Below are 22519 nucleotides of genomic sequence, written 5' to 3'. Positions count from 1 at the left end.
GCTCATTGCAAGCACCGATTGAACCTGCCCATAGGTCGACTAGTGTTCATGATCAGCGGGAGGGTCGCGAGGTCGGAGGCGATCCATCGACCACCTGCGGCGCGTGCCTGCGCAGGATCTCCACCGCCTCCCGATGCTGGACCAGAACGCGCAGCGGCAGGTGGACGCTCACCGGGGTGTGGGGATATCGCTCGGGTCCCGGCGCCGGCTCGCGCGCGGCGGCGGCCTGGCCGGCCAGCTGGCGCGCGCATGTGGCTCGGCATCAGGGTGTGCTCGACCAGCGGCGTGTTGTCCGCGCGCACAGGTCCACGCATGTACACGTGGCGCCCGTCGGTGACATTGACGTGCCCGCCGAAGGCTCCGAACAGGGCGTACTCGCGCACCGCCGCGTCGGTGGCGACGGTGTCACCCAGCGGCCGGTCTAATTCGAGGGCTGTGCGCGCCTGGCGTCGACCGCCTGGCGAGTCTCCTCAGTCACGAGGTCAGCGTTGATCTGCGCCGCTGCCGCCGCACCCGCTGCCGCTGCGGAGCCGACCTGGGCAACCGGATCGGTGACGTTGCCCGCGACCCAGACACCGGGAACGTCCGTACGGCCCGCGGCCTCGGCAGGAATATGTGTGCCCGCCCCCGAGGGATGTTCCACCGGACGTAGCCCGAGCGGAGCGAGGAAGTCCGCACGCACCACCATCCGTGGCGCCACCACCACGGCGGTGCGCTTGACCACGGTCCCGTCGACGAGCTGCACGCCGGCAAGCTGATCGTCGGCGATCTCCAGGGAAGCGACCTCCTCGGTCACCACGGCGATGTCGCGCGCGGCCAGCTTCTCGGCGTCCTCGGCAGTGAGCATCGTGGTGTGGGTGAAGAAGGTGACGTCGTCGCTGAGCTGGCGGAACAGCAGCGCCTGGTGCACCGACATCGGCCCGCCGGCCAGCACGCCGATGGCTTGGTCCCGGACCTCCCAGCCGTGGCAGTACGGGCAGTGCAGGACGTCGCGGCCCCACCGCTCGCGCACGCCCGCGACGTCGGGCAGCTCGTCCACCAGCCCGGTGGCCACCAGCAGCCGCCGGCCGCGAGTCGACCGCCCGTCGCCCAGCGTCACGGTGAACCCGCCGTCGTCGCGGCCCACCTGGCCGATCTCAGCGGATATCAGGTGACCGCCGTAGTGCCGCACCTCCGACCGGCCGCGTTCCAGCAGCTCGCCGGGCGGCATTCCATCTCGGGCCAGCAGCCCGTGCACGCCCGACGCCGGGGCATTGCGGGGCGCGCCCGCGTCGATCACCACCACTGAGCGTCGTGCACGTGCCAGCATCAGCGCCGCGTTCAGTCCCGCGGCGCCGCCGCCAGCGACCACCACGTCATAGGTCTCATTCAATCCGTCCTTCACGTTCAACCGGTCGTTCACGTTGACCACCTCCACGCCAACCATGCGCGCGGCAAGCGGAGACGGCAAATTATGTTGCCAATCTGGCAAACTCGAGACATGGACGACCTCGACCACACGCTCTCCGGCGTCGGGCCGCGCCTGCGCGCACTGCGACAGCAACGCGAAACCACGCTGACGGACCTCTCCCAGCAGACCGGCATCTCGGTAAGCACGCTCTCCCGGCTGGAGTCCGGAGCACGCCGGCCCACCCTCGAACAGCTGCTGCCACTGGCGCGTGCCCACGGCGTCACGCTCGACGATCTCGTCGACGCCCCTCCCACCGGCGACCCTCGCATCCACCTGCGCCCGGTCACCCGGCATGGCATGACGATGCTCCCGCTGACCCGCCGCGCCGGCGGCATCCAGGCCTACAAGCTCGTCATCCCGGCCACGAAGCGCCGCCGCGAACCCGATCCGCAAACCCACGAGGGCTACGAATGGCTCTACGTGCTGAACGGGAGGCTGCGGCTCGTCCTCGGCGAGCACGACCTGGTGCTCTCCCCCGGCGAGGCGGCCGAGTTCGACACCCGCGTCCCCCACTGGTTCGGCTCTGCCGACGACGACGCCGTGGAGTTCCTCAGCCTGTTCGGCAGCCAGGGTGAACGTGCCCACCTGCGGGCCCGGCCGGCCAGACGTACGTCCGCCGACGATCCCGCGTGAGTTCCCGGCTCCGCTCAGTCCCTCATGCACAGGCCATGCGGTGCTATGTCGGCATCATGCTGCTCCTCATGCTCGACCCTCCTTGCCGTCTACACCCACTCCGGTCTTTACCAGCCAGCAGAAACATGAGATTCTAGGGATCTCCGCTTCGGCGGAATGTCTGTTGGTTATCCGTACGACGATCACAATCGAGACTGCCTGTTCCACGTGTTGCCGCGGGCAACGTGGACGGCATGGTTTGAGGACGCGGTGGGCTGCCGGTCCTGGTGCACCCAGCGTGAACACGCAGGTGACGTGTTCACGTGCCGGTACCGCATACATGCAGAACCTGCGCTGGCGTTGGCCACCATGCTTGGCCAGGTCTGCTGTTCTGGCGCTGTCGCCGCCACAAAGCGACGGGGCACGCGACTTAAGCAGCGACACCATAGTCTCGCCGCACTGGCCCCACAGGTAGCACGCAATCCTGAGCCCACGGCGCAGCCTGTGATCCACTTGAAGCAGAACCTCCGGCAACAGTGGATCGACGAGGTTCGCAAACTCACACCGCCTGGTTCACCATTTACGACCAAGCCACAGCACTACTGCAAGACCAGCCGGAAGCTGTCCGGGGTGGTCGACGACAGCATCGACCGGACTATTCTGGGCGAGTTCGTGCTCGCCCTGTACTACGACCGGGTCGACATCGCTCAGGACTTTCTCTCAGCCGACCAGCAGCACCCGGTGTCGTCGGCGCACATCGTCGAGCGCCTGACCGCACGGCCCCGGCGCCAACGGCGGCGAACTGCCACATCGCTACCGATCGAGCCGACCATCCACGTGATCAGTGAACGGCTCGAGAAGATTCTCGACCGGCTCCGGACAAGCCTGCCGGACCACTACTCGTTCTTAATCGAGCACTCGCAGAAACTCACCGGCACAACGTGGGACCTGCACGCCAAAGAACCCGCCGATACCAGCGGAGCGCCAACACTGCTGCCGCAGTACCTCGCCGAACAGCTCAGCCACGAGTTGGAGCGTCGGCAGACATTAGCCGACACCACCAGCCGCATCGCGCAAGCGATCTGCGAGGCTGGCACCGAAGGGTCACCCGCTCGCATTATCTGTGGGCTGCTGTCTGCCGGGTCTCTGCCCGCCGTCTCAGACGCGGTGCAGGCACATCCGGCTCTCGCGCGGTTCGATATCGGACACGGCAGTAGCCACGATGGTCATCGGCCGGGTCGGAAACCCCAGCCCGAGGCCGACGAGCGTTCCGTACTCGTCGAGGCGCTCATGCTCATCGTTGCCGACCGCTACGACGGCGGTTCCCGCCACCGTCGTCCCGCCGCGACGGGGGCTGACCGCGCGCCTCCTTCGCCTGATCCGAACCAAACCGCGGCAACCGCTCCTCGGACGTCCAACCGTTTGAATCCGGCGGCATGACTTTCAGTGCGTCGTCATCGAACGGACGCTTCGCCCAGGAGAAGGCCTGTCTAACATTCCGGAGTCGCTCACTCCGAACCGCCTTACACTCGGCCCCCAGGCACTCGCGCGCGGCTTCGACATGCTCTCGTACATAACCCGGCGCAGGCACGAAGGGTGTAGCTTGCCAGCCTCGATAGAACTGGCCCGGATCGAAGAACTCCACGCGACACTCGTCGAGTGCGACAGACCCCAGACCCAGGGATTGGGCACCACCGAACTTGTGGGCGCGCACCGGACCACCGTCGGGGCCTGTGGCCCGATCCTCGGCATCCGATCGGCCCTCGCCGTTGTCGCCGATCTCTGGTTGATCCAGGGTCAGCGCGAGCAGCAGCAGATCCAGCTCCTTCTGGGTTAGATTCCAGAACTCCAGATATCCGCTGAACCGGAGTCCTTTCTTCACCGGTTGGATGTAGGACAGGTGGGCTGCGTCCTCATCTCGCGAAGTGTCGTTGGTACCGTCATCCCAGGCCAGTTTGCACTGATGAGGGTAGATCTTGTAGCCGGCGAGTTCGGCCTGTTCCGGGGGGCCGAAGTAGCTACCCGCAGCGAGATAATGTTCACCATGGGTATCGTGCGGCTGCAATAGGGCAACCTTCTTCGGCGTCTCCCACGGAGACTGGAGCACATCGGGATCCCACGAGGAGACCAGATCCGTGAATCGCAGCCTGGATGCAATGGGCCCCAGGAACCCCTTGTTGTCGTCCTTGGTGTCGACCGTGCCGAAGATCGCACGAGTACGGTCCAGAACGGTTTCCCTGTGCTCCGGCGACAACAGCTCCCACGGCGTCACCGTATGCGGGATTCGGTGGTAAGGCGTACGCCCGAGCGTGACCACCTGGTCGCCCTTCTCCGTGTAGAAAACGACCTCGCCGTCACGTAAATGCACGCCGCTGCCATAATTCCTCTCGTAGAAGGCCGAGTCGGCGATCCGGTCGAGCTGCTCGTTCACCTGCTCGACCCGGTTTGTCACCTCAATCTCGCGTGAACCACGCGGTTGAACCGCGTAGCCCAGCCTTTGGGTGGTCTTCCTCTTGTTCTCGGTGCTCGGAGACGTGCCCACAAGGGCCAGGCGCACCTCGATGACCTGATCTCCGTCTGGCCTGTCGCCGTCGTCGACGGGCCGGATCAGCTCCTTGATCACCGAGCGGGACCGACGGTCAAGGTCGGGCTCGACACGGGCATACCACAGGGCATCCAGGAGCTCTGGCTTCGCGCAGCGGTCACGTAGCTCCGCGGGATCAGGAGCTTCTTTTTCACCACGATCCTCCATGCCCAGGGCGCCGGCCAGCGTCGGCCACATAATACGGTGGATCTTGCCCGGCTGGACGACCCAACGGTCTCCTTTCTGCTTGAGAATGCCGCCACGTGCACGAGGCTTGGCGTCCTTGCCTTTCCCATCGGTCATGCGCTGGCGATAGTGCTGTGCCGACTCGCGTTTCGGCTCGACAATGACCCTGCCGTCGCGACAATCCTCCCGCACGCCACGCATGGCAGATGCCGTCAAGATCTGGTGGACCGCGCGAATCGCGCCCCGCCACGACGATCCCGGAATGATGGGGCGACCGTCCGGCCGATGGGCCGACATCTGAGGCTGGTCAGAGTTCGCGGTTCCGGCTTCGGTGCCGGTCCTGGCATTCTTGTCGACGTCGCAGGTGTCATCCGTATTTGACCGGGACGCGTTCTCCGGTTTGTCCGTGGCCGAGCCGACAAACAGCGGTGTCAACGTACGGAAGGTCACCGCAATACGGCCATGCAGATGTCCAGGGAGGTACTCATCGTGCCGGCGCCAGGGTTGAGTCTCCCCATCCTCGATGGGTTCGACGTGGTCGTCGAGCGGGATGAACCGATACGGCGCCGTTCTGGTACCTGTCGACGTGTCTTTCTCGTTGCTCATACCGGGGTCGTCCCCTTTCGCTCCGGCACGGCGACTAGATCGGTAAAGACATGCAATGCGGCGACAACCATGCCTGACTCCTCGTCGCGGGCATAATGCGTACGCATGGTGATGGCGGTATTCCGTCCCGTGTAACCGTCGACGACCGGCAGCACCGCTGTCAGCCCGCCCGGTTGAACACACCGTGCGAATGGCGCGGAGGCATCGGTCTGAGGGGTGCCGTCTAGCAGGACGTGCACATCCTCGGTGGGCTTCAGCAGGTCATCGTCGCAGGCCTTCGGGACTGCAGTCCGCCCGGCCAGCTGGCCGTCACCCCAGACGTGATGTTCGATGTCCGGTCCCCAGACGCGTGCCTCCCAGACAGTCTCTTCGGTGATACGTGGCACATGGTCGCGCCGGACGCCGAACGTCGGCCGCTGCCACGACATGTCATCGATATCCCGCCGGGCCCACAGAACGCCATCATCACCAACGATCATCGCCCAGTGAGGGTCACCGGACCACTCCGGCGCAGGGCCATCCTCCAGAACCCATGCCAGGAGCGCGGCAGCCGCAGCGTGGTCGCGTTCGGTCAGGTCGACACCGGCGGGCATCGCTTGCGCGACAGTCATGCCACCTCCTGCTGCCTACTCACGAGGGCCTCGAGCCAACCGTCGACGCGTGGCTCCTCATCATCCGGCGTCAAACTGAGAGTCTCACCATCGGGAAGTCGGAGCGACGCCGTTCCGTCGAGTTCAGCCCTGCCGTATCCGACCGAACTATGGCCGCCGAATGCCACCCGCCCGGCATAAAGGGCTTTGATGATCAGGGCAAGCACAGCCAAATCCTCGGCCGAGACATCGCCGCCCTTGCCACCTTCCACGACGAACGTCAATTCGGCCTTGCCGTCAGCGAGCACGACGTCGTGGAACAGGTGACGGACCTCTCGGCTGTGCGGGTTCAGCGCTACCCGTGGACGACGTTCGAGGCCATCGCTGACGACCTTCGCCATCTCCACTCGGCACCGCGACGGTTCCGGGGGACGATCGCTGCCGGCGTCACCACCGAAGATGTCGGCGAACCGCGAATCGGCGTCGTCACTCGGAAGAATCGCACGTAACGCTCGGCGAATCTCCGCACGCACGGCCCCGGCGATCGATGTCCCGGTGCGGGTGACTGGGTCGCGCTCCGGAACCGGCCCCGACTGGCGCTCGATCCAGTCCAGCTCATTCCACCCACCAGGCACCCGGATAGGTACGCGGAGCGCGGCGAACACGCGATGGTCGGGAACGTCCATAGCGCCACGCATCCCAGCCAGTTTCAGTGCCGCATCCACCGCATCGTGCGCCGTGGCGTAGGGCGTGAGTTCCTCATCGAGAAACTCCGCCTCCGGGTCCCGGCTGTCGTGGTCAAACCACTCGCCGTCAGCGAATGCCCACCTATACGCCCGCCATCCTGACGTACGGATCTTGCCGTAACCACGGTTCGTCGCCATGCCGACGCGGATACCGTTGACGTCGTCAAACCCGGCTAGTGCGGCGCACGCCTGCGACAGCAGTTCCAACTCGTCGGCGCCATCCTCGACCGTGATCGTGACCTCGATGGGAAATGTGCTCCCTGCTGGTATCAGCTCCATGTCGAACAGGGCATTCGCATCCACAACGCCGTGGCCGGGATCGAGCCGGTTTCGGATCGCCACCTGTATGGAGTCCGCCTTGACGGTCGCGTCCCGCACCTCGATCCGGCCGTGGTGACCATCGTCCCGAGCGCTGCCGAACAGTCGACTGGTCTCGCGTTCGGCCGTGGAGTCGTCCGAACGATACCCGCACAACCGGGCGGCCAGATGGTGGCGAAGCAGGCCGCGCAGCGTGGAGCCAAGGATGCACGGGGATCCGTCCGCATCCAGGGTCAACGTCATGTCCGGGCGTTCCTCACTCGGCAAGTGATCAATCTGCCCGGAACCGGAGTGCAAGGGGGTGACGACGGTAGCGTCGGCACACATTCGCCAGACGGAGTGAACGCGCCGTGTACCGCCCTGTCCGGCCAGCCGTCGTTCAGCTGTCACGATCAGAACTCCCCTCGGCCTCACCATCGGATTGCCGTTGCGCACGGAAATGCAGCTTCTTCAACAGAGCCGCGACGAAAACGCGCCACCACTCGGGCGCGGCTTCCTCGGCCGCCCGCTGGACCCGCTCGGCGTCAACCCATCCCTGGTCCCATCCGGCGGGGAAGATGTCCCGCGTCAGTCCGGATCCCTGCAGCTCATCGAGGGAGACCGAGTCACTCGGACGCATCACGAGTTGTCGGACACACCACTCGTTACCAGGCAGGACGCATTTCGCAAGCTCGTCCTCGTCGCCGGAGGATCTGGCGATCTCACCTGCGGCGTATTGGCTGCGGGCCCGGCCTAGAACGCTCGGCGACGGCAACGACCCATCGACGTGTTCGGCCACCTTACGTGCTGCTCGTACGGCCTGCTGCCGGATCACGGTGTCAAGCGCACTGCGTTGACCGCGCCACACGAAGCTGTCGTCGGCAGGGGCCGTCGATGGTGCCGAGAACTCCGTGGCCCAATCCGGCACAGTGTCGATCGGTACCGGGCCCTCCAACGGCTCGAGGAAGACAAAACGCCCGCAGCCGTCTCGGCGCCGTTCACCTAGACCAGCCTGTTCCCACGCCAGGAGCTCGTCGACGCCGATGTCGCGCGTGGCTTTGACGATCACAGTGGAGCCGGCGGTGGCCGCGCGCACCGTCGGGGTTGTGGCGGCCCAGTGACGGTTCATCCCGCTGAGAGTCAGACCGTCCACGTAGCTGTCGTCGACATGTAGCGCACCGTCGGTCAACGTTTCGACCGCCGCGGCCAGGTTCTCCGGACCGGGGGAACCGGACCTCGGATGCCGGACCACCGCAGGCGAGGTCAGTGTCAGCATCCGGCGCTCGCCGTCGGACATCGGCATGGGGTCGTCGTCTATCTCCCGAGGCCGGGGATCACCCCAAGACACCTCCGGCCAGCCACCGAACCCGGAATTGCCGGCTCGGCCAAGGCGCAGTCCGCCGTCGTTCCAGGTTCTGCGCAGCATCTCAGCCAGCTCTGCAATGCTGTGTTCGTCGCCGGTGAAGGCGATCAGACCGCTGAAGGTCTCTCCCGCTTTGATGGCTTCCTGACTCCACACCGAGCCGGTCGGGATCGACGTACCGCGTTCGTTTTTGACGACACGACCCGCACCGCCGGAGCGGCGGTCGGTGAGGTTCCGGTGCGTCGTCGTCGTGGCCACCGTGACCGGATAGATCCGGCCAGCCGATCGGCCAATGGGCCCCGTCAGCGGTTTAACCGTGAGCTCCGGAGGGGGACCGGCCATGTCCTCGGGCGATGCCTGGTCGTAGACACACTCCTCGGAGCCGCCCTGGGCCGTGTCCGGTTTCTTGGGGCAGCGCCAGTTTCGCGGCGCGGGCAGTGCCCGCTCATCACCCAGATAGGCGGGATACGCGGGTAGATAGGACACGCGCCGCGAGAGAATCAACTCCTGGATGAGGTGCTGCCTGTGCTGTTCCGGAACGGCCCGCATGATGGCGGCGCTCGTTGCTCCCCTGAGCGCCTGACCGTCGATCACATGAGTCGTGGCAATGGCCGGTGTGACACCGTCGAAGCGGGTGAGGGTCAAAGGCTCCCGTAGCCGCAGCGTGAACGGGTAGTACAGCGTCGTCACGCGGTGTGGCTCCTCTCCCAGATCGTACGAGCCCGGGCAACGGTCTGTTCCCGGTCGTCGAGGTAAGCAGTCACCTGCCCGCTCCCACCCCGTCCGATCTGACGCATGCCCAGCGCCGCCGACGCCAGGACAGCGGCGTGTTCCTCGGTCGACGACGTGTTCCACCGCAGCCGCGCGTGAAACTCAACGCCTGGCCGTAAGCGGCGTTCTGAACGCAGGGTTCCATGCTGCGGTGCGCCGGTTTGGTCGTTCGCCGTGCGATACCGGACGACGGTCAACATCTGCAGCAGCTGGTCAACACCAAGCCTTTGAGGCTGCGGCTCGCGACGCATCGCGGCGAGTAGGGTGCTACGTTCCGGCTCCCGCAAGCGCGCGGTGAACCCGGTAACGACGGGTTCACCCCACGAATGCTCGGGTGGGAAGATCTCGTGCGCTCGCCGCTGATCTTCCTCGTCGAAAAAGTTCAGCCTGGTTAGGACCGCGTCCCGTAGCCGGGCCCGTACACGCGAGCCGTTCAAGACCGGCAAGTTATCCTCATCCAGCTCACAGCTGAGGTCCACGTCCGGCTCGGCGCGAACCGCGCCGGGCAAGGTCTCCGTCACCGTACGGATCACCAATGTCGAAGGAAGCGCCATCACACGTCACCCCTCGCACACGCCGGCATGACAGCGAGATCGGCGATCTCATTGGCAGGGATGCCAATGTTGCGATCTTCTGAGCCAATATGCTCCTCCGGATCCCGAGAGATCCGGTTGACGTGGGCTAGATACGCCTCGACATCGTCACGTCTCTGTTCTCGGTATCGGCGCCATGGTCCCCGCCGGCCCATTCGCTGTATGCGGACGACCTCATCGAGAATGGATGCGAGCTGACACTGACCGAAGAGCCGCTCGCCGTTTTCACCTTCGCCCCCGTCGCCCCAGAGCGACCACGAGACCATCACACCCGTTTCCTTGGCCCGGCGGGTTCGATGCTCCGCGTCATCGGTGAGTAGCCGGATTGGATGGTGAGCCCGGTGGATCGAAATGCCGGCAGCGACCCGCACCGGCTCATCATCACCAAATGGCCGGTTACCGGAATCCTCCTGGTGTTGTTCGGCGGCTCGGAGCGCGGCCAGCGTCAACGCGTGGGCAACACGCGCATCGCACACAAACGTCAGATCATCTCCGGCGCACAGAAGGATGCGCACCGGCAGAAAGACCGTGTCAGGGCGCTCACGGCGGTCAGGGCGTAACGGAAAATCTGCGGCCTCGGGGGTCGCTCGCAGGCCGATGACATCACCATGATCTTCCAGTGGGCCGACCGCCGAGCCTACGCAATTGATTACCGCATCCCGCATCGTCTGACTGAGCTCGGCCAGTTGCAGCGCAGCGAACTGGTAGTCGTCCACCACGTGGTCACGGTCGGGCGGCTCATCCAGCCACTTTCTGATTCGCGCGCCGATCCCGTTGCCGTCGATGTGCACGATCGCGATGTCGCTCTGTTCACCGATGGTTCGGCCCAGGTCATCGATGATCTCCGGTTCTTCTCCCTGGAGTCCGGATACCGCGGTCTCGTGGCTGGCCCCCGGCCGGAGGTTGTGATCATCCAGGCGTTGGATGGTCCGCCCGATCGGTTCATCGTTCTCGTTGCTGCTGCCGTGCAAGAACGACACGTCCTGCGCGTTCTTTCCCTGTCGAGCTACCGCAGCCTCGCCGGTCTGGCCGCAGATAGCGACTCCTGGATATCGCGGTAGCGGCGAGTGTCCGATGCCGTGGCGTTTGTGCGCGTCGGCGCGGTCGAAGGCCTGGCTGAGCGCCGACACGAAATCATCGGTGTCGTCACTGTGACCAATCACCGCCCCCAGGCCCGGCGCCTGCTCATACAGGGCGCGACTGAGATGGCTCGCCCATAGCTGGGCGTCGGCAAGCGTGTCGTGGCTGACGATCCCGTTTCCGCCGGCAGACGAGATATAGGCGCCACCTGAGCGGCCAAGCGCCTGAACCATGGCATCTGCACGATGTATGCGATCGTCATCGTCCAAGACGGTAGCGACGAGTGTCGATGCCGCGACGACATCCTTGAGCCGGTTGGATCCGTAGACGAAATCTTGAATGCCGGTCAGGTCGACCACGGAATACACGGTCACAGGGCCTCCTCCAGGAGGATCGCCTTCAGTTCATCGCGAGACGCCGCGTTCTCGATCTCGGTCGGCGATACCACGTGCAGCGAGCGGGGAGAATCCCAGTCATCACGCAGCTTGCGCACGAGTTCGCGGCGGCACTCATAGTGGGGAGAATCCCCGATCACGTCTTCGGGCGCGATGACCACGGGAACGGCAGCGCTGCCCAATGCCGCGGCGGCGACCACGTCCAGCGCGAAGAGCGTCTCTCGGATGACGTCTCGAGCAGCTTGATCTGGCTTGTCTATTGCCGTGCGCTTCCGCTTCAGCGCGTGCTGCACCACATCGCCGACGAGTAAATGCCAGCCCTGAGCCTCCAGGACGAGCAGGCGGAAATCTCGGCTGCGTGCCTTGGGATCGCCGTCCGGTTCAAGGAAGAGGCGCCAGAGTTGGCTCACGTCCGCACCCGCCGTCACCCACTCGCACGTCCGGCGGGGACGCATGTTCGCAGGCGACGGCCCCGGCGCGCTCGGCGCATTGGTCTGGCTCGGTTCCCATATACGAGCAACATTCGTCAGCACAGCGATGTCATCACCAAACGCCTCACTAGATCCTGGCGGTCTGGTCAGCACCCGGCTGGCAGTAATCACCTCAGAAACGCCTGGGGTGTTCAGCTTTCTCTCATCCCTGGAGTCCACATCGCGCTGCATTCCGTGCCGAGCTGGTATGTAGGTTCGGGTTATGCCGTCGCCGTGGCTTCGGGCCCACCGGCTCAGTTGCACGACCATCGGTTTTGTCCCCCCGGTCAGATCGACCGCCGCGGGAACCACCCCGGAGTCGTGGAGGTCTCGGTGGACCTGTTCAGGATCATGAGGATCAGCCAGTCTGATCCCGTCGACGGCCACATTTCCACGGCTCACCAGGTCCCCGACCTGTACCGCGTGGGATTCCGTGGCAGCGGAGTAGACGAGTGTGACCTCGCGCGCCTTGCGCGTGCGAATAGCTTCGGCGACCGGGATGGGATTCTCCCCCACCGCGAGCACGAGATCACGCTCCGCGGGCCCCGCCGGGCGTATACGCGTCGTCGCCGACGGACGCCCTCCGGTGACCTTTAAGCGGTCCATGCTGGTCGACAGCGAGGTCTGACCGTCGAGTGCCGATGCGATCTCCGTGGCGCCCAACAGAACAACCGGGTCATCGCCCGGGAGTAGCTGCGACAGCAGTTCGCGCGCACATTTGACGCTACGCGCCTCGTCTGGTGTCACCAGTACGGCGCGGGCGAACTCACCTCCGAGGTGGCGTGCACGAACGGCCGCTTCGGTGAGCTTTTCCGTGGCCTTCGCGGACAGGAAGCTCTTAGAGCCACCGCTCAAGAGCGGATTCGTGGTGACAGAGAACAGGATCAACTGGTTGTCACGCACGGCAACGACGTCGACCTCGAGATCGCTCTTTCCCTCCGGCGACTTCACCGTGACGTTGCCACGGACGTGGCTCAGCTTAGGATCCAGCTCAGCCGCCAGTTGAGTGGCCAGTTCCATCCACCGGTAGTGACCTCTTTTCTCGGAGAACAGCTCGTTCCAGTCTGTCCCGCCCGCCGAGGGGAGTCGCAACGATGACGGCGGAGGCAGCGATGTGTCGTTGAGCTTTCGCTGAAAGAACGCTCTCGCCTCAGCGTGGGCACCGCCACCAGGGCGCACCTCCGGCGGCACCCCCACCGAGGAGACTTCGTTGTCACGCTGGAGGTTCAAGAAGTCGTCCGTGCTGAGGTCCGTCTTGATCACGGTGCTTCCCCGGGCGAAGTCCCGGAGTAGGCGCGGGCCGGCAACGTAGCTGAAGTCATGCATGCTGACGCCTCGCCGTTCTGCCCATTCGGCGGCGAGGACGGCCATGAGCTTCGTTCCGCCGGTGATGTCGACGCCGTCGACAGGTTCGCTCGCGCCCACGTACTCACTGAGCGCGTGGTCGAACTCGTCAAACGTGGGTAGCTCCCCTACCCGACAGCACGTGACGTCGATCCCCTCGGTCTGTTTCCGGATTCGCTCGGCCACCCGCTCGGATTCAGCCGTGTGTACGAGCACACACCGGTCCGGCCGACGTTCCTTCAACGCAAGCCAGACAGGAACCGCGTTGCCCCCAACGGTCGCGATCAGCACGCGAACGCTCCTTCCCCTCGTTCACCACAGCCACATATGTTGCCCACCCGTGGCTTTACGTCCCATCAGGTCGCTGCCGGTCCGATGCGCTCATCCGTAATGGAATGGGCGTGGATGGACACGAGCTACGAAACCTGACGCCGCATCCGATTACCTTCGTAGATCGGGGCGGCGAGATCAAGGGGCAGTTACCCATTGACACGACGGCCGCACGGGCGGTACCGGGGCGACCGGCACGGCGTACGGATGTCGCCGGTGTTCCGGTACCGGTCTACGTCCTGCCTCCGCGCACACACGTGGTGGACCTACCCCCACCTGGGCCGTCGCAGTTGCTCGTCGTGTCCGAGCTGGTGGCCCGCACAGCCATCGATAGGAACGACCTCGTCTTCCCGTACGGTCACGTCCGCGATTCCACGGGACGCGTGATCGGCTGCCGTGCTCTTGCACGATACGCCCACGTTCCGGGAGAGTTTTATTCCCTTCATCTGGGCGACGACGTTGTGTCCGGGGTGGCTGACACGATGACGCCCACATCCGCCGACGCCGGGGATGGAACGGCGTTCGGCAGCATCGGCCCGACGACAGGCAGGTGAGAATCAGGTGCCTGATCAGTTTCATGAGCTCGTTGCCCGGGCGACCGGCGGCCAACAGCCGTATCCGTACCAGTCTCGGCTCGCCCTGAATGGCCTGCCTGAGGTACTACGCGTTCCAACGGGTGCCGGAAAGACTTTGGCGGCGGTTCTCCCGTGGCTTCATCTACGCCGGTCCCAGCCGGCTGAGACACCGCGCTGGCTGGTCTATGTCCTACCGCAGCGGGCATTGGTCGAGCAGGTCGTGGCAGTAGTCCGGGGGTGGCGGGACCGTCTGGGATCGGACGTCGACGTGCACGTGCTGATGGGTGGGGAGGATCCCGACGATCGAGCGTGGAAGACCGACCCCGAACGGGAACGCATCTTCGTGGGAACGCAGGACATGGTCCTGTCCCGCCTGCTCATGCGTGGCTTCGCCGAAGCCCGCACCGCGTGGCCGATGAGTTTCGGATTTCTGAACGCGGGCGTGCAATTCGTCTTCGACGAGGTGCAACTGATGGGGCCGGGGCTGCCCACCTCCCTTCAGCTGCAGGGACTACGCGAACACCTCGGTACCGCACTGCCGTGTCGTTCCCTGTGGATGTCGGCCACAATCGATCCCGATGACCTGGTCACCCCAGACATGACACGACCGCTCAACGTCGTCGAGTTGTCCGACGACGACATCCAAGGCGACCTTCGCACACGGCTCGAGGCGACACGCACCTTCCACGAGCTACCCCTCGTGGACACCGATGCCAAGCACTACCCCGCGGCTGTGGCCGAACACGTCCTGACCGAGCATGTCTCCGGCACCCGCACCCTCGTCGTATTGAACACCGTGGAGCGGGCCACGGATGTGTACCTCGCGTTGAAGAAGCGACAGCCGGAGGCTTCGCTGACCCTCCTGCATTCGCGGTTCCGGCTCGGCGACCGGCTCGCACATACGGACCGGGCGCTCCACACACCGTCCGGCGCCGGGTCGATCGTGGTGAGTACCCAGGTCCTGGAAGCCGGCGTCGATCTCACCTCGGAGACTCTGATCACCGAGGTGGCACCGTGGACGTCGATCGTTCAGCGGGCGGGACGGTGCAATCGCGACGGCCACGCCGAACAGGCGCGGCTGTTGTGGACGTCTCCCCCTGCGGGCCGTCACTGGCACCTGCCGTATGAGGAGGCCGACCTGAAAGCGACCGCCGATCAGCTGGGGCAGCTTGAAGGTAGGCATGTCACCGGCAGCGAACTCGCCAGTCTGGACGTGCCGCAAGACGTTCCCGTTCATCCCGTACTCCGGCGGCGTGACCTGCTTGGACTCTTCGACACAGCACCCGACCTGTCGGGCAACGACATCGATGTCAGCCCGTTCATTCGCGACGCCACCGAGCGGACGGTGTCAATTGCCTGGCGCGATCTGTCGTCGGTCACCGATCTTGACACGCGAGAGCGGCTGCCGATGCCGTCACGCGCCGAGTTGTGCACGGCTCCTATCGACCAAGCCCGCAAACTTCTCCCTAACTCATCGGCTCTCGTCTATGACCAGCGGGAAAGCATGTGGCGTACGGCCCGTGCGGACGATCTTCGCCCGACCGCTCTGCTTCTGTTCGACGCGACGCGTGGCGGTTACTCCCCGGAGATCGGCTTCTCCCCAACAAGCAAGGCTGCGGTAGCGCCGGTGGCGATCCCCGATGCCGATCCACTTCCCGACGGGATGGACACTGATCCGCAGTCCGCCGGCGTCGGGTGGGTCCCGCTCGACGTACACCTGTCCGATACGGAGCGCGAAACGCGTGCCTTGCTGGAGCAGTTAGCTCCGGCGCTATCGGCCGATCAGTGCGACGCCGTGGCGCTCGCCGCTCGCTATCACGATCTCGGAAAATGCCATGACACGTTTGTCTCCTCGCTAAGGTCTGCCAACGAAGAGTCTCCGCCACCGGATGACACGACCGTGTGGGCGAAGTCGCCGAGCCACCGGCCGCTGCGTCACAAGCCGCCGCATTTCCGGCATGAACTGGCGACCGCGTTGATGCTGCTCAGCGACGAGCCAGGACTGCTGGACGGCGTCACAGAACGCGATCTGGTCGTCTATCTGGCCATGGCACACCATGGCAAAGTCCGCCTTGGAATCCGTCGTCAGCCGGACGAAACCGAGGACGTTGTTCTCGGTGTCCGGCAGGGTTCGTCGACGGTGCCGGCTACGCTGCCCGGCGGCCGCGAGCTCCCGCCGATGTTGATGGATCTCACACCGACCCAGCTCGGCCCGGGTTCGCTGACCGACCGCGCCTTGAAGTTGCGCGACCGCACCGATCTGGGCCCGTTCCGACTCGCCTTCTGTGAAGCGGTTCTTCGCTCAGCGGATTGGCGAGCCAGCGCTGTCGAGAGGACAAATGCTGATGCCTGAACTACCACTGGCGGGATACCGTGGGACTCCGCTGGGCAGCTACCTGTGGTCGCTGGGAACCCTTCGTGCGGTGTCACGCCTGTTCGATAGCGACGCTCGGGGAGCCTGGCGCGGTGGCCAATTCATCCTCCACTCCCGGTTCGACGACGTGGACAAGCTCGTTGCCGAATTCGAGCGAGCTTTCGAACCGGCTCCGGTTATCTCGCCGTGGAACAAGGAGGCGGGATTCGCCAGTTCGACCGGAACAAAAGCAGCGCTTCTCGACTGGGTGCGTACCTCGGACGACCCCCGGCTAGGCGCGCTCCGTCGCACCATCGCCGCCGCTGAGAGTGTGGTGGACCGTGCACGCGAGCGCGGATGGGGCGGTAGCGGTTCGGACTTCTGGGACAAGAAGTACAAGCCGAAGGTCATCCAGATGTGCCGGAACGAGTTTCCGGACGAAGCATTGCCCTGGCTTGATGTCGCCACGACGCTAACCCAGGACGCCAAGATCGCCTTTAGTCGACTTCTCGGGACAGGCGGGGTATTCGGCCGACAAGAGCTGTCCAGTACCTACCTGGCCCGAGTGCAGACTGTCCTCACCCACGAATCCAGCCAGGAGTGGTTGCGTTCGCTTCTGACCGGCTCGGAGACCATCCCGTACCTCCGGGATCCCGTCGGCCAGTTCGATCCGGGCCGGGCCGGGGGTATCCACTCGTCACCTTTCGAGAAAAAAGATGAAGCAGGGTTCGCCAATCCCTGGGCATTCATCTTGACCCTCGAAGGCGTCCTTCTGCTGGCCTCGGCCGTGGTCCGGCGGCATGGCGCCGAGTACGACGACGCCGCATTGCCGTTTCAAGTTCGAGGCACTACGAGCGCGTTCGCCACCGCCACCGACGGTGAGACCGTGCATGGCGAGTTCTGGGCGCCGCTGTGGAGCGACCCACTCGACCTCGCAGCTGTTGAACACTTGCTGAGTGAGGGCCGCGCCGACTGGCGCGGCAAACCCGCGCGGTCCGGACTCGACTTCGCCAGGGCAGTCGCCAATCTGGGCGTCGACCGCGGCATCGATACCTTCGAGAGGTTCATCTTCGCCGACAGGTTCGGGCAGAATCCATTCGCCGTGCCTGCCGGCCGGGTCGCTGTGCAGCGTCGACCAGGGGTCGAGCTTCTGGCGGGTCTTGACCGGTGGCTTCGCGACGTCGACCGCTCCCGTTCATCACGCGGGGTGGCCGCCGAGATCCATCGGCTGGAGGACGCACTGTTCACACACGCGTCGTCGGGCAGTCTGAACGACCTGGTCGATGTTTTCGTCGCACTCGGCCGGTGCCACGAGGCCGTGGCCCGCTCCGGACACGCTCGAGGCCGGACCCGGCCGCTGATCTTGAGGGATGGCCGGGCGATCGCCTATGCCCTGCAACCTGCGGTCGATGATGATGCTCAGCTGCGCGTGGCACTCGCTTTGGCCACGGCGCACGATCCGAAGCAGCCGCCGACGCTTGGCGGGATTCGGCCGTATGTGTCGCCCGTCGTTGACGACCATGGCCGGCCCGCCTGGTCCGAACGTCCCGCGCCGGCGTCACTGGCGGCCGGACTCATCCCGGCTCTCGGCGTGGCCGCACGGTATCGCAGCATGCCACGCCCGAACGACGACACAACGGAATCTGAGGTAGCCCCCGCCGTTCGCGGCGCCAGGATCGTGCACACCTACGGCATGCGTGCACTCGCCGAGGATGTGTTCCGTCTGGCCACCGGCCACCTCGATGAGGTTCGCACGGCCGAGCTTCTCGCCGGATTCCTCACGGTGGACTGGTCAACGGCGCAGCTGTCCCCGCCTGCACGGCGACGCACCACCTCGACCGGCGGGCTCGACTTCATGCTGCCGTTCTCCTCCGATCAGCACTTGGACGTGCCGAACGAGGACGGCACGACCTCTCCGACGCTACTGCGGCCGGGACGTGCCTGGCCCGCTCAACTCCGAGCGGGACGCAGCACGGACGTACTCCGAGACGCTGCCCGGCGCCTGCGCATCAGCGGAGTACCCGGCGTCGTGACCCCCGCACCGACGAACATCGAGTCCGACCGGCTAGCCGCATGCCTGATGCTTGCAGTCAGCGATCGCGACCGTCTCGCCAGCCTGGCGCGTATCTCCACGATCCCAAGCGAACGAAAGGAACCCATCCATGCCTGATCGTCTCTCTTACCAGGCAGACCTCGAACCCATCATCGGCAGCACATTCCAGCCCACCGGTTTCCCGGACATCGGCGCGGCCACGTTCACCAGATTCGAGAACGGCGAGGAGGTCGACTCCCTACTCGTGGAATCGGTGCAGTCGATGGCCAACCGCTTGGAAGCAACCGCCTGGGACGACGCCTCGGATCGGCCCGCGTCCGAATTGGACGGTCTGCCGTGGGTACGCGTGATCCGCGCCGGCACCGGCGAGTTCCTCACCTCCAGTCGGCTGGAGGCACACCGCTTGGCTTCGCCGTTCGTGCATGCGTCGACGCTCGATGGTGAGCACATGTTCGACGTCATCAAGAAGCGGCTCGGGCTCGAGAAGGACACCCCACTGGATCGGCGGTCAATGGCTCGGGCCGTCGCCGCACTCGATCCGTTGTGTCTGGTCCACGGCGTGTTCTTCTCGCAGAAGGAATGGTGGGGACAGCCGAAGTTCGAGCGGGCAGTCTCCGCCGTGATCGAGGCACACGACGTACGGCGAGCCGACAGTGGCGGTCGCAAGGCCGACCGGGTGCGCCATCAGCTATCCGACGAGCTGGGCGGCACGGCCGAAGGGTACGGATCGGTGCCCTATCCGCGTACCGAGTGGACCGCTCGGCACATCCGGGCGTATTTCGTCGTCGATACGGAGCTGCTGCGCTCGTACGGCCTTCCGGATCCGGTTCAACAACTGCTCGAAAGCATCGCCCTGTGGGAGATTCGGTCATTGCTCGACGGCAGTTTGAGACTGCGCACCGCCTGTGACCTTGCTGTGGTCGGCGAGGTGAAGGTCCGTGCAGGTGAACGCCCGCTGCCGTCGCTCTCCGAACTGAACGCACGAATCAAGGAGCTCGTTCCCCAGTGCTCCGACATCTTCGGCCCGGGCAATCCACTGACCGTGGAGTGGGCCGACAAGGGGAAGAAAAAATGACGGTCACTCTGGCTTTCCGCTTTCCGTGGGGCCGCTATCACGCCACGCCGTGGGCGAGGCACGTCAACGAAGGCGCCGTCGAACTGCCACCGTCGCCGTGGCGGCTGCTTCGCGCCCTATATGCGGTCTGGCGAACGCGGGTTCCCGAGCTCGACGCCGATACAGTGCACGGGCTGCTGACGAAGCTTGCTACGCCGCCCACAGCGTATGTGCCACCGCACACGTTCTCCCACACGCGACACTACTATCCGGACAGCACCCATACCCGGTGCGTCACCAGCACTGACGCGACACTCGACACGTTCGCGGTGCTCGACCGGAACGCTGAGCTTGCCCTGCAGTGGCGGGGCGTCGCGTTGACGCAGGACGAGCACGACGTGCTCGCCAAGATCGCCATTGCCGTGCCCTACCTCGGACGTGCTGACAGCATTTGCGAAGTTCGACTCGCGCACGACTGGGCAGCGACCGACCACGACGTGTGGGAACCCGTGGACGCGGCGGAGTTCATCCCGGACAACGCGAATGTCGCGCGGGTGCTCACACCCGACCTGCCCCTTCGGATAGATTCACTCACTGCCCGTCCTGTTGACATACGGCGGCACAATCTGCTGTACCCGGCCGGTACCAAATTGATGGGTTATCAGCGGACACAGACGCCGGCCCCCCGACGTCGCCACCGGCGGATCAAGCACATCCCGGTGACGGCCGTGCGGTTTGCCGTCGCTCAACGTTCTTACCCATCGGTTCGAGACACCCTGATCTACACCGATCTATTGCGCACGTCAGCGCTGGCGAAGCTCGGCCGCCGGCGAGAAGAGCGTCGAGACACAATGCTCGCCGGTCGCCGCGCCGATGGCTCCCGCACGGACGACGGTCATCGGCATGCCCACTACTTGCCTATCACAGAACCGGGCGGCAGGATCACCGATCTCCTGGTGTGGGTACCGGCCGGGCTCGGTGACGACGAGCTGGAAGCGTTGACCGATGTCACACATCTCCAGTCACCGTTTATGGACAAGTGGCGCCTGACCATCCGGATCGCCGGGCTGGGCATGGTGGACGACATCGCGCCAGAGCTCGTCGGGCCGTCCACGGTGTGGACCACGACGACGCCGTTCGTGCCGTCACGGTATGCGAAGAAGCGGCATGAATGGTCGGAGTTTGTCCACCACGAGGTCACCCGCGAGCTCGATTATCGGTCCTACTTGGATCTCGACGTCAACTTGACCGTGCGCCACGGTGGGCCGTCGTTTCGCAAGGGTCGGCCGGCGACACGAGACGATCGCCGCCGCTCCGCCTACCTGACCCTGAGAACCGGCCGACCCGTGCGCGGCCCACTCGCCCTGGGTCACAACAGCCATTTCGGAATGGGCCTGTTCTCACCAACGACGGACCCGAGATGACCGAGGCGCCCATACCCGCACGAATGGTCAACGCATTCGTCTACTGTCCGCGACTGTTCTATTTAGAGTGGGTCGACGGGCGCTTCGCGGTCAACGACCACGTACGAATCGGTAGGCGGGTACATGCACGCGTCGACAAGGAAGCTGGTGCAGCTCCCCTACCGGACGAAGGCGAACTCAAGGAAGCCCGATCGATCACCCTCAGCTCAGACGAGATAGGCGTCATCGCCAGACTCGACCTCCTTGAAGGAGAGGACGGCGTCGTCGTACCCGTCGACTTCAAGAAGGGTCGTCCCCAACAAGACGGAACACCGTGGCCAAGTGACGAGGTACAGGTTTGCCTGCAAGCAATTCTCCTGCGCGAACAGGGATATTCATGTAGGTACGCTGAATTGTGGTACGACGCGACGCGTCAGCGAGTACGAGTCGAGATCACCGACGAACGTGTCTCGTGGGCACGCAGCCTCGTCTCTGAAGCACGTCAAACTGCAGACCTAACGCAGCCGCCACTCCCTCTCGTCGACAGCCCGAAATGCAACGGGTGCTCGCTTGTCGGGCTCTGCCTACCCGATGAGACCAATGCGCTGCTCTCCCGGCGCGAACATCCGCCTCGTAAGCTGGTTCCACGAGATCCTGACCAACTGCCCGTATATGTAACCGAGCCCGGCTCCTATGTCCGCATCAAGAGCAAACGAATCGAGATCATTAGCAGAGACAAAGAGAAACTGGCCGAATTCCGGTTGATCGACGTTTCTCACGTAGCCGTCTTCGGTAAGGTTCAAATAAGTACTCAAGCTCTCCACGAGTTCTTCGCCAGGGACATACCCGTGCTCTGGCTCAGCGCGGGTGGATGGCTCAAGGGATTCGCCATCGGCCAGCCGTCGAACTATGTCGAGTTACGTCGACGACAAGTCGCGGTTCACGCCCAGGGTGGCATCGGCGTCGCCCAGAAGATGATCGCGGGCAAGATCCTCAATTCGCGGACGCTTCTGCGCCGGAACACTCGTGACAGGCCAACCCGGACCATCGACGCCATGAAGAGACTGGCCGAGCAAGCACTTAACGCAGAAACATTCGCGACCCTGCTGGGCATCGAGGGCGCAGCGGCACGACTGTACTTCGCCGCGTTCCCCACGATGCTCTCCCCCGAGGCGGCAGAGTTGTGTACCGACTTCTCCGAGTCAGGGCGTCAACGCCGGCCTCCTCCAGATCCACTCAACGCCCTGCTGTCCTTCTGTTACTCGATGCTGACCAAGGATCTCGTCGCCACTACGCTTGCCGTCGGTCTGGATCCGCTGCTCGGTGTCTACCATCGAGCACGGCATGCACGGCCAGCTCTGGCACTTGACCTAGCAGAAGAGTTCCGCCCACTCGTTGCAGATTCGGTTGTTCTGGCGCTACTGAACAACGGTGAGATCACATCATCAAGCTTCATCCGCCGAGCCGGAGCAGCTACTTTGACGCAAGATGGCAGGCGCACTGTCCTCAGGTCGTACGAGCGCCGACTCAAGACTCAAATCCGTCACCCCATCTTCGACTACCGCATCAGCTACCGACGCGTTCTCGACGTACAAGCACGGCTTCTCGCCGCGGTGATTGTCGGAGAAATTCCCGACTACACCGCCATGGTCACGCGGTGAACT

General features: G+C 64.7%; 15 protein-coding genes and 2 pseudogenes. 8 read left to right on the top strand and 9 right to left on the bottom strand.

The genetic code is table 11. The features are described from left to right. Nucleotides 1-242: 242 nt before the first annotated feature. Together DPM12_RS24380 and DPM12_RS19825 are read right to left on the bottom strand one after the other, a co-directional pair. A pseudogene (locus DPM12_RS24380) lies at nucleotides 243-413 on the bottom strand (sulfatase); the annotation flags it as partial. A gap of 8 nt (nucleotides 414-421) precedes the next feature. Next, nucleotides 422-1426, bottom strand: a complete 1005-nt coding sequence (locus DPM12_RS19825; protein WP_112260095.1) for an NAD(P)/FAD-dependent oxidoreductase — start codon at nucleotides 1424-1426, stop codon at nucleotides 422-424. A 54-nt stretch (nucleotides 1427-1480) separates the two neighbouring features. On the opposite strand from DPM12_RS19825, the gene DPM12_RS19820 reads away from it, so the two are divergent. Together DPM12_RS19820 and DPM12_RS23990 are read left to right on the top strand one after the other, a co-directional pair. Then, nucleotides 1481-2083: a helix-turn-helix domain-containing protein gene (locus tag DPM12_RS19820; RefSeq protein ID WP_112260094.1), complete on the top strand. Its 603-nt coding sequence runs from the start codon at nucleotides 1481-1483 to the stop codon at nucleotides 2081-2083. A 609-nt stretch (nucleotides 2084-2692) separates the two neighbouring features. Further along, the gene (locus DPM12_RS23990; protein ID WP_245951326.1) at nucleotides 2693-3502 is read left to right on the top strand and encodes a hypothetical protein; all 810 of its coding nucleotides are present in this window, start codon (nucleotides 2693-2695) and stop codon (nucleotides 3500-3502) included. A 58-nt stretch (nucleotides 3503-3560) separates the two neighbouring features. Here DPM12_RS23990 and DPM12_RS19815 read toward each other — a convergent pair. The 7 genes and pseudogenes from DPM12_RS19815 to DPM12_RS19785 form a co-directional block, all read right to left on the bottom strand. Continuing rightward, a pseudogene (locus DPM12_RS19815) lies at nucleotides 3561-5438 on the bottom strand (TIGR03986 family type III CRISPR-associated RAMP protein); the annotation flags it as partial. Then, nucleotides 5435-6049: a hypothetical protein gene (locus DPM12_RS19810; protein WP_112260092.1), complete on the bottom strand. Its 615-nt coding sequence runs from the start codon at nucleotides 6047-6049 to the stop codon at nucleotides 5435-5437. The pseudogene DPM12_RS19815 and the gene DPM12_RS19810, both read right to left, overlap by 4 nt. Further along, entirely contained in the window at nucleotides 6046-7482 is a 1437-nt protein-coding gene (locus tag DPM12_RS19805) for an RAMP superfamily CRISPR-associated protein (protein ID WP_158542969.1), read from the bottom strand. Before DPM12_RS19805 ends, DPM12_RS19810 begins: the two co-directional genes overlap by 4 nt. Continuing rightward, nucleotides 7472-9124 carry a hypothetical protein gene (locus DPM12_RS19800; protein WP_112260090.1) on the bottom strand — a complete coding sequence of 551 codons (1653 nt, stop codon included), beginning with the start codon at nucleotides 9122-9124 and terminating at the stop codon, nucleotides 7472-7474. The genes DPM12_RS19805 and DPM12_RS19800 overlap by 11 nt, the downstream gene beginning before the upstream one ends. Next, nucleotides 9121-9759, bottom strand: a complete 639-nt coding sequence (locus DPM12_RS19795; RefSeq protein WP_112260089.1) for a hypothetical protein — start codon at nucleotides 9757-9759, stop codon at nucleotides 9121-9123. Before DPM12_RS19795 ends, DPM12_RS19800 begins: the two co-directional genes overlap by 4 nt. Next, nucleotides 9759-11252, bottom strand: a complete 1494-nt coding sequence (locus tag DPM12_RS19790; RefSeq protein ID WP_112260088.1) for a hypothetical protein — start codon at nucleotides 11250-11252, stop codon at nucleotides 9759-9761. Before DPM12_RS19790 ends, DPM12_RS19795 begins: the two co-directional genes overlap by 1 nt. After that, nucleotides 11249-13378, bottom strand: a complete 2130-nt coding sequence (locus tag DPM12_RS19785) for a hypothetical protein (protein ID WP_112260087.1) — start codon at nucleotides 13376-13378, stop codon at nucleotides 11249-11251. Before DPM12_RS19785 ends, DPM12_RS19790 begins: the two co-directional genes overlap by 4 nt. Nucleotides 13379-13488: 110 nt before the next feature. On the opposite strand from DPM12_RS19785, the gene DPM12_RS19780 reads away from it, so the two are divergent. Genes DPM12_RS19780 through cas4g/cas1g form a run of 6 tightly spaced genes read left to right on the top strand, consistent with a single transcriptional unit; the run spans nucleotide 13489 to nucleotide 22516 of the window. After that, a complete protein-coding gene (locus DPM12_RS19780; RefSeq protein WP_123788534.1) occupies nucleotides 13489-13971 on the top strand; it encodes a hypothetical protein in 483 nt (160 codons plus the stop codon). A 7-nt stretch (nucleotides 13972-13978) separates the two neighbouring features. Further along, the gene (cas3g, locus tag DPM12_RS19775) at nucleotides 13979-16345 is read left to right on the top strand and encodes a type I-G CRISPR-associated helicase/endonuclease Cas3g (protein ID WP_211659171.1); all 2367 of its coding nucleotides are present in this window, start codon (nucleotides 13979-13981) and stop codon (nucleotides 16343-16345) included. Next, a complete protein-coding gene (gene cas8g1, locus DPM12_RS19770; RefSeq protein WP_158542968.1) occupies nucleotides 16338-18515 on the top strand; it encodes a type I-G CRISPR-associated protein Cas8g1/Csx17 in 2178 nt (725 codons plus the stop codon). The genes cas3g and cas8g1 overlap by 8 nt, the downstream gene beginning before the upstream one ends. Next, entirely contained in the window at nucleotides 18508-19473 is a 966-nt protein-coding gene (gene cas7g, locus DPM12_RS19765; protein WP_112260083.1) for a type I-G CRISPR-associated RAMP protein Csb1/Cas7g, read from the top strand. Before cas8g1 ends, cas7g begins: the two co-directional genes overlap by 8 nt. Continuing rightward, a complete protein-coding gene (csb2, locus tag DPM12_RS19760; RefSeq protein WP_112260082.1) occupies nucleotides 19470-20876 on the top strand; it encodes a type I-G CRISPR-associated protein Csb2 in 1407 nt (468 codons plus the stop codon). The genes cas7g and csb2 overlap by 4 nt, the downstream gene beginning before the upstream one ends. Next, nucleotides 20873-22516, top strand: coding sequence for a CRISPR-associated endonuclease Cas4g/Cas1g (cas4g/cas1g, locus tag DPM12_RS19755; RefSeq protein ID WP_112260081.1), 1644 nt, complete (start codon nucleotides 20873-20875; stop codon nucleotides 22514-22516). The genes csb2 and cas4g/cas1g overlap by 4 nt, the downstream gene beginning before the upstream one ends. The last annotated feature ends 3 nt before the right edge of the window (nucleotides 22517-22519 follow it).

Origin of the sequence: Phytoactinopolyspora halophila, assembly GCF_003287285.1 — a bacterium.
In the GTDB taxonomy this organism is placed as follows: domain Bacteria; phylum Actinomycetota; class Actinomycetes; order Jiangellales; family Jiangellaceae; genus Phytoactinopolyspora_A; species Phytoactinopolyspora_A halophila.
Note: the sequence above shows the minus strand (reverse complement) of the source record. Positions and strands in the feature narration are given on the sequence as shown.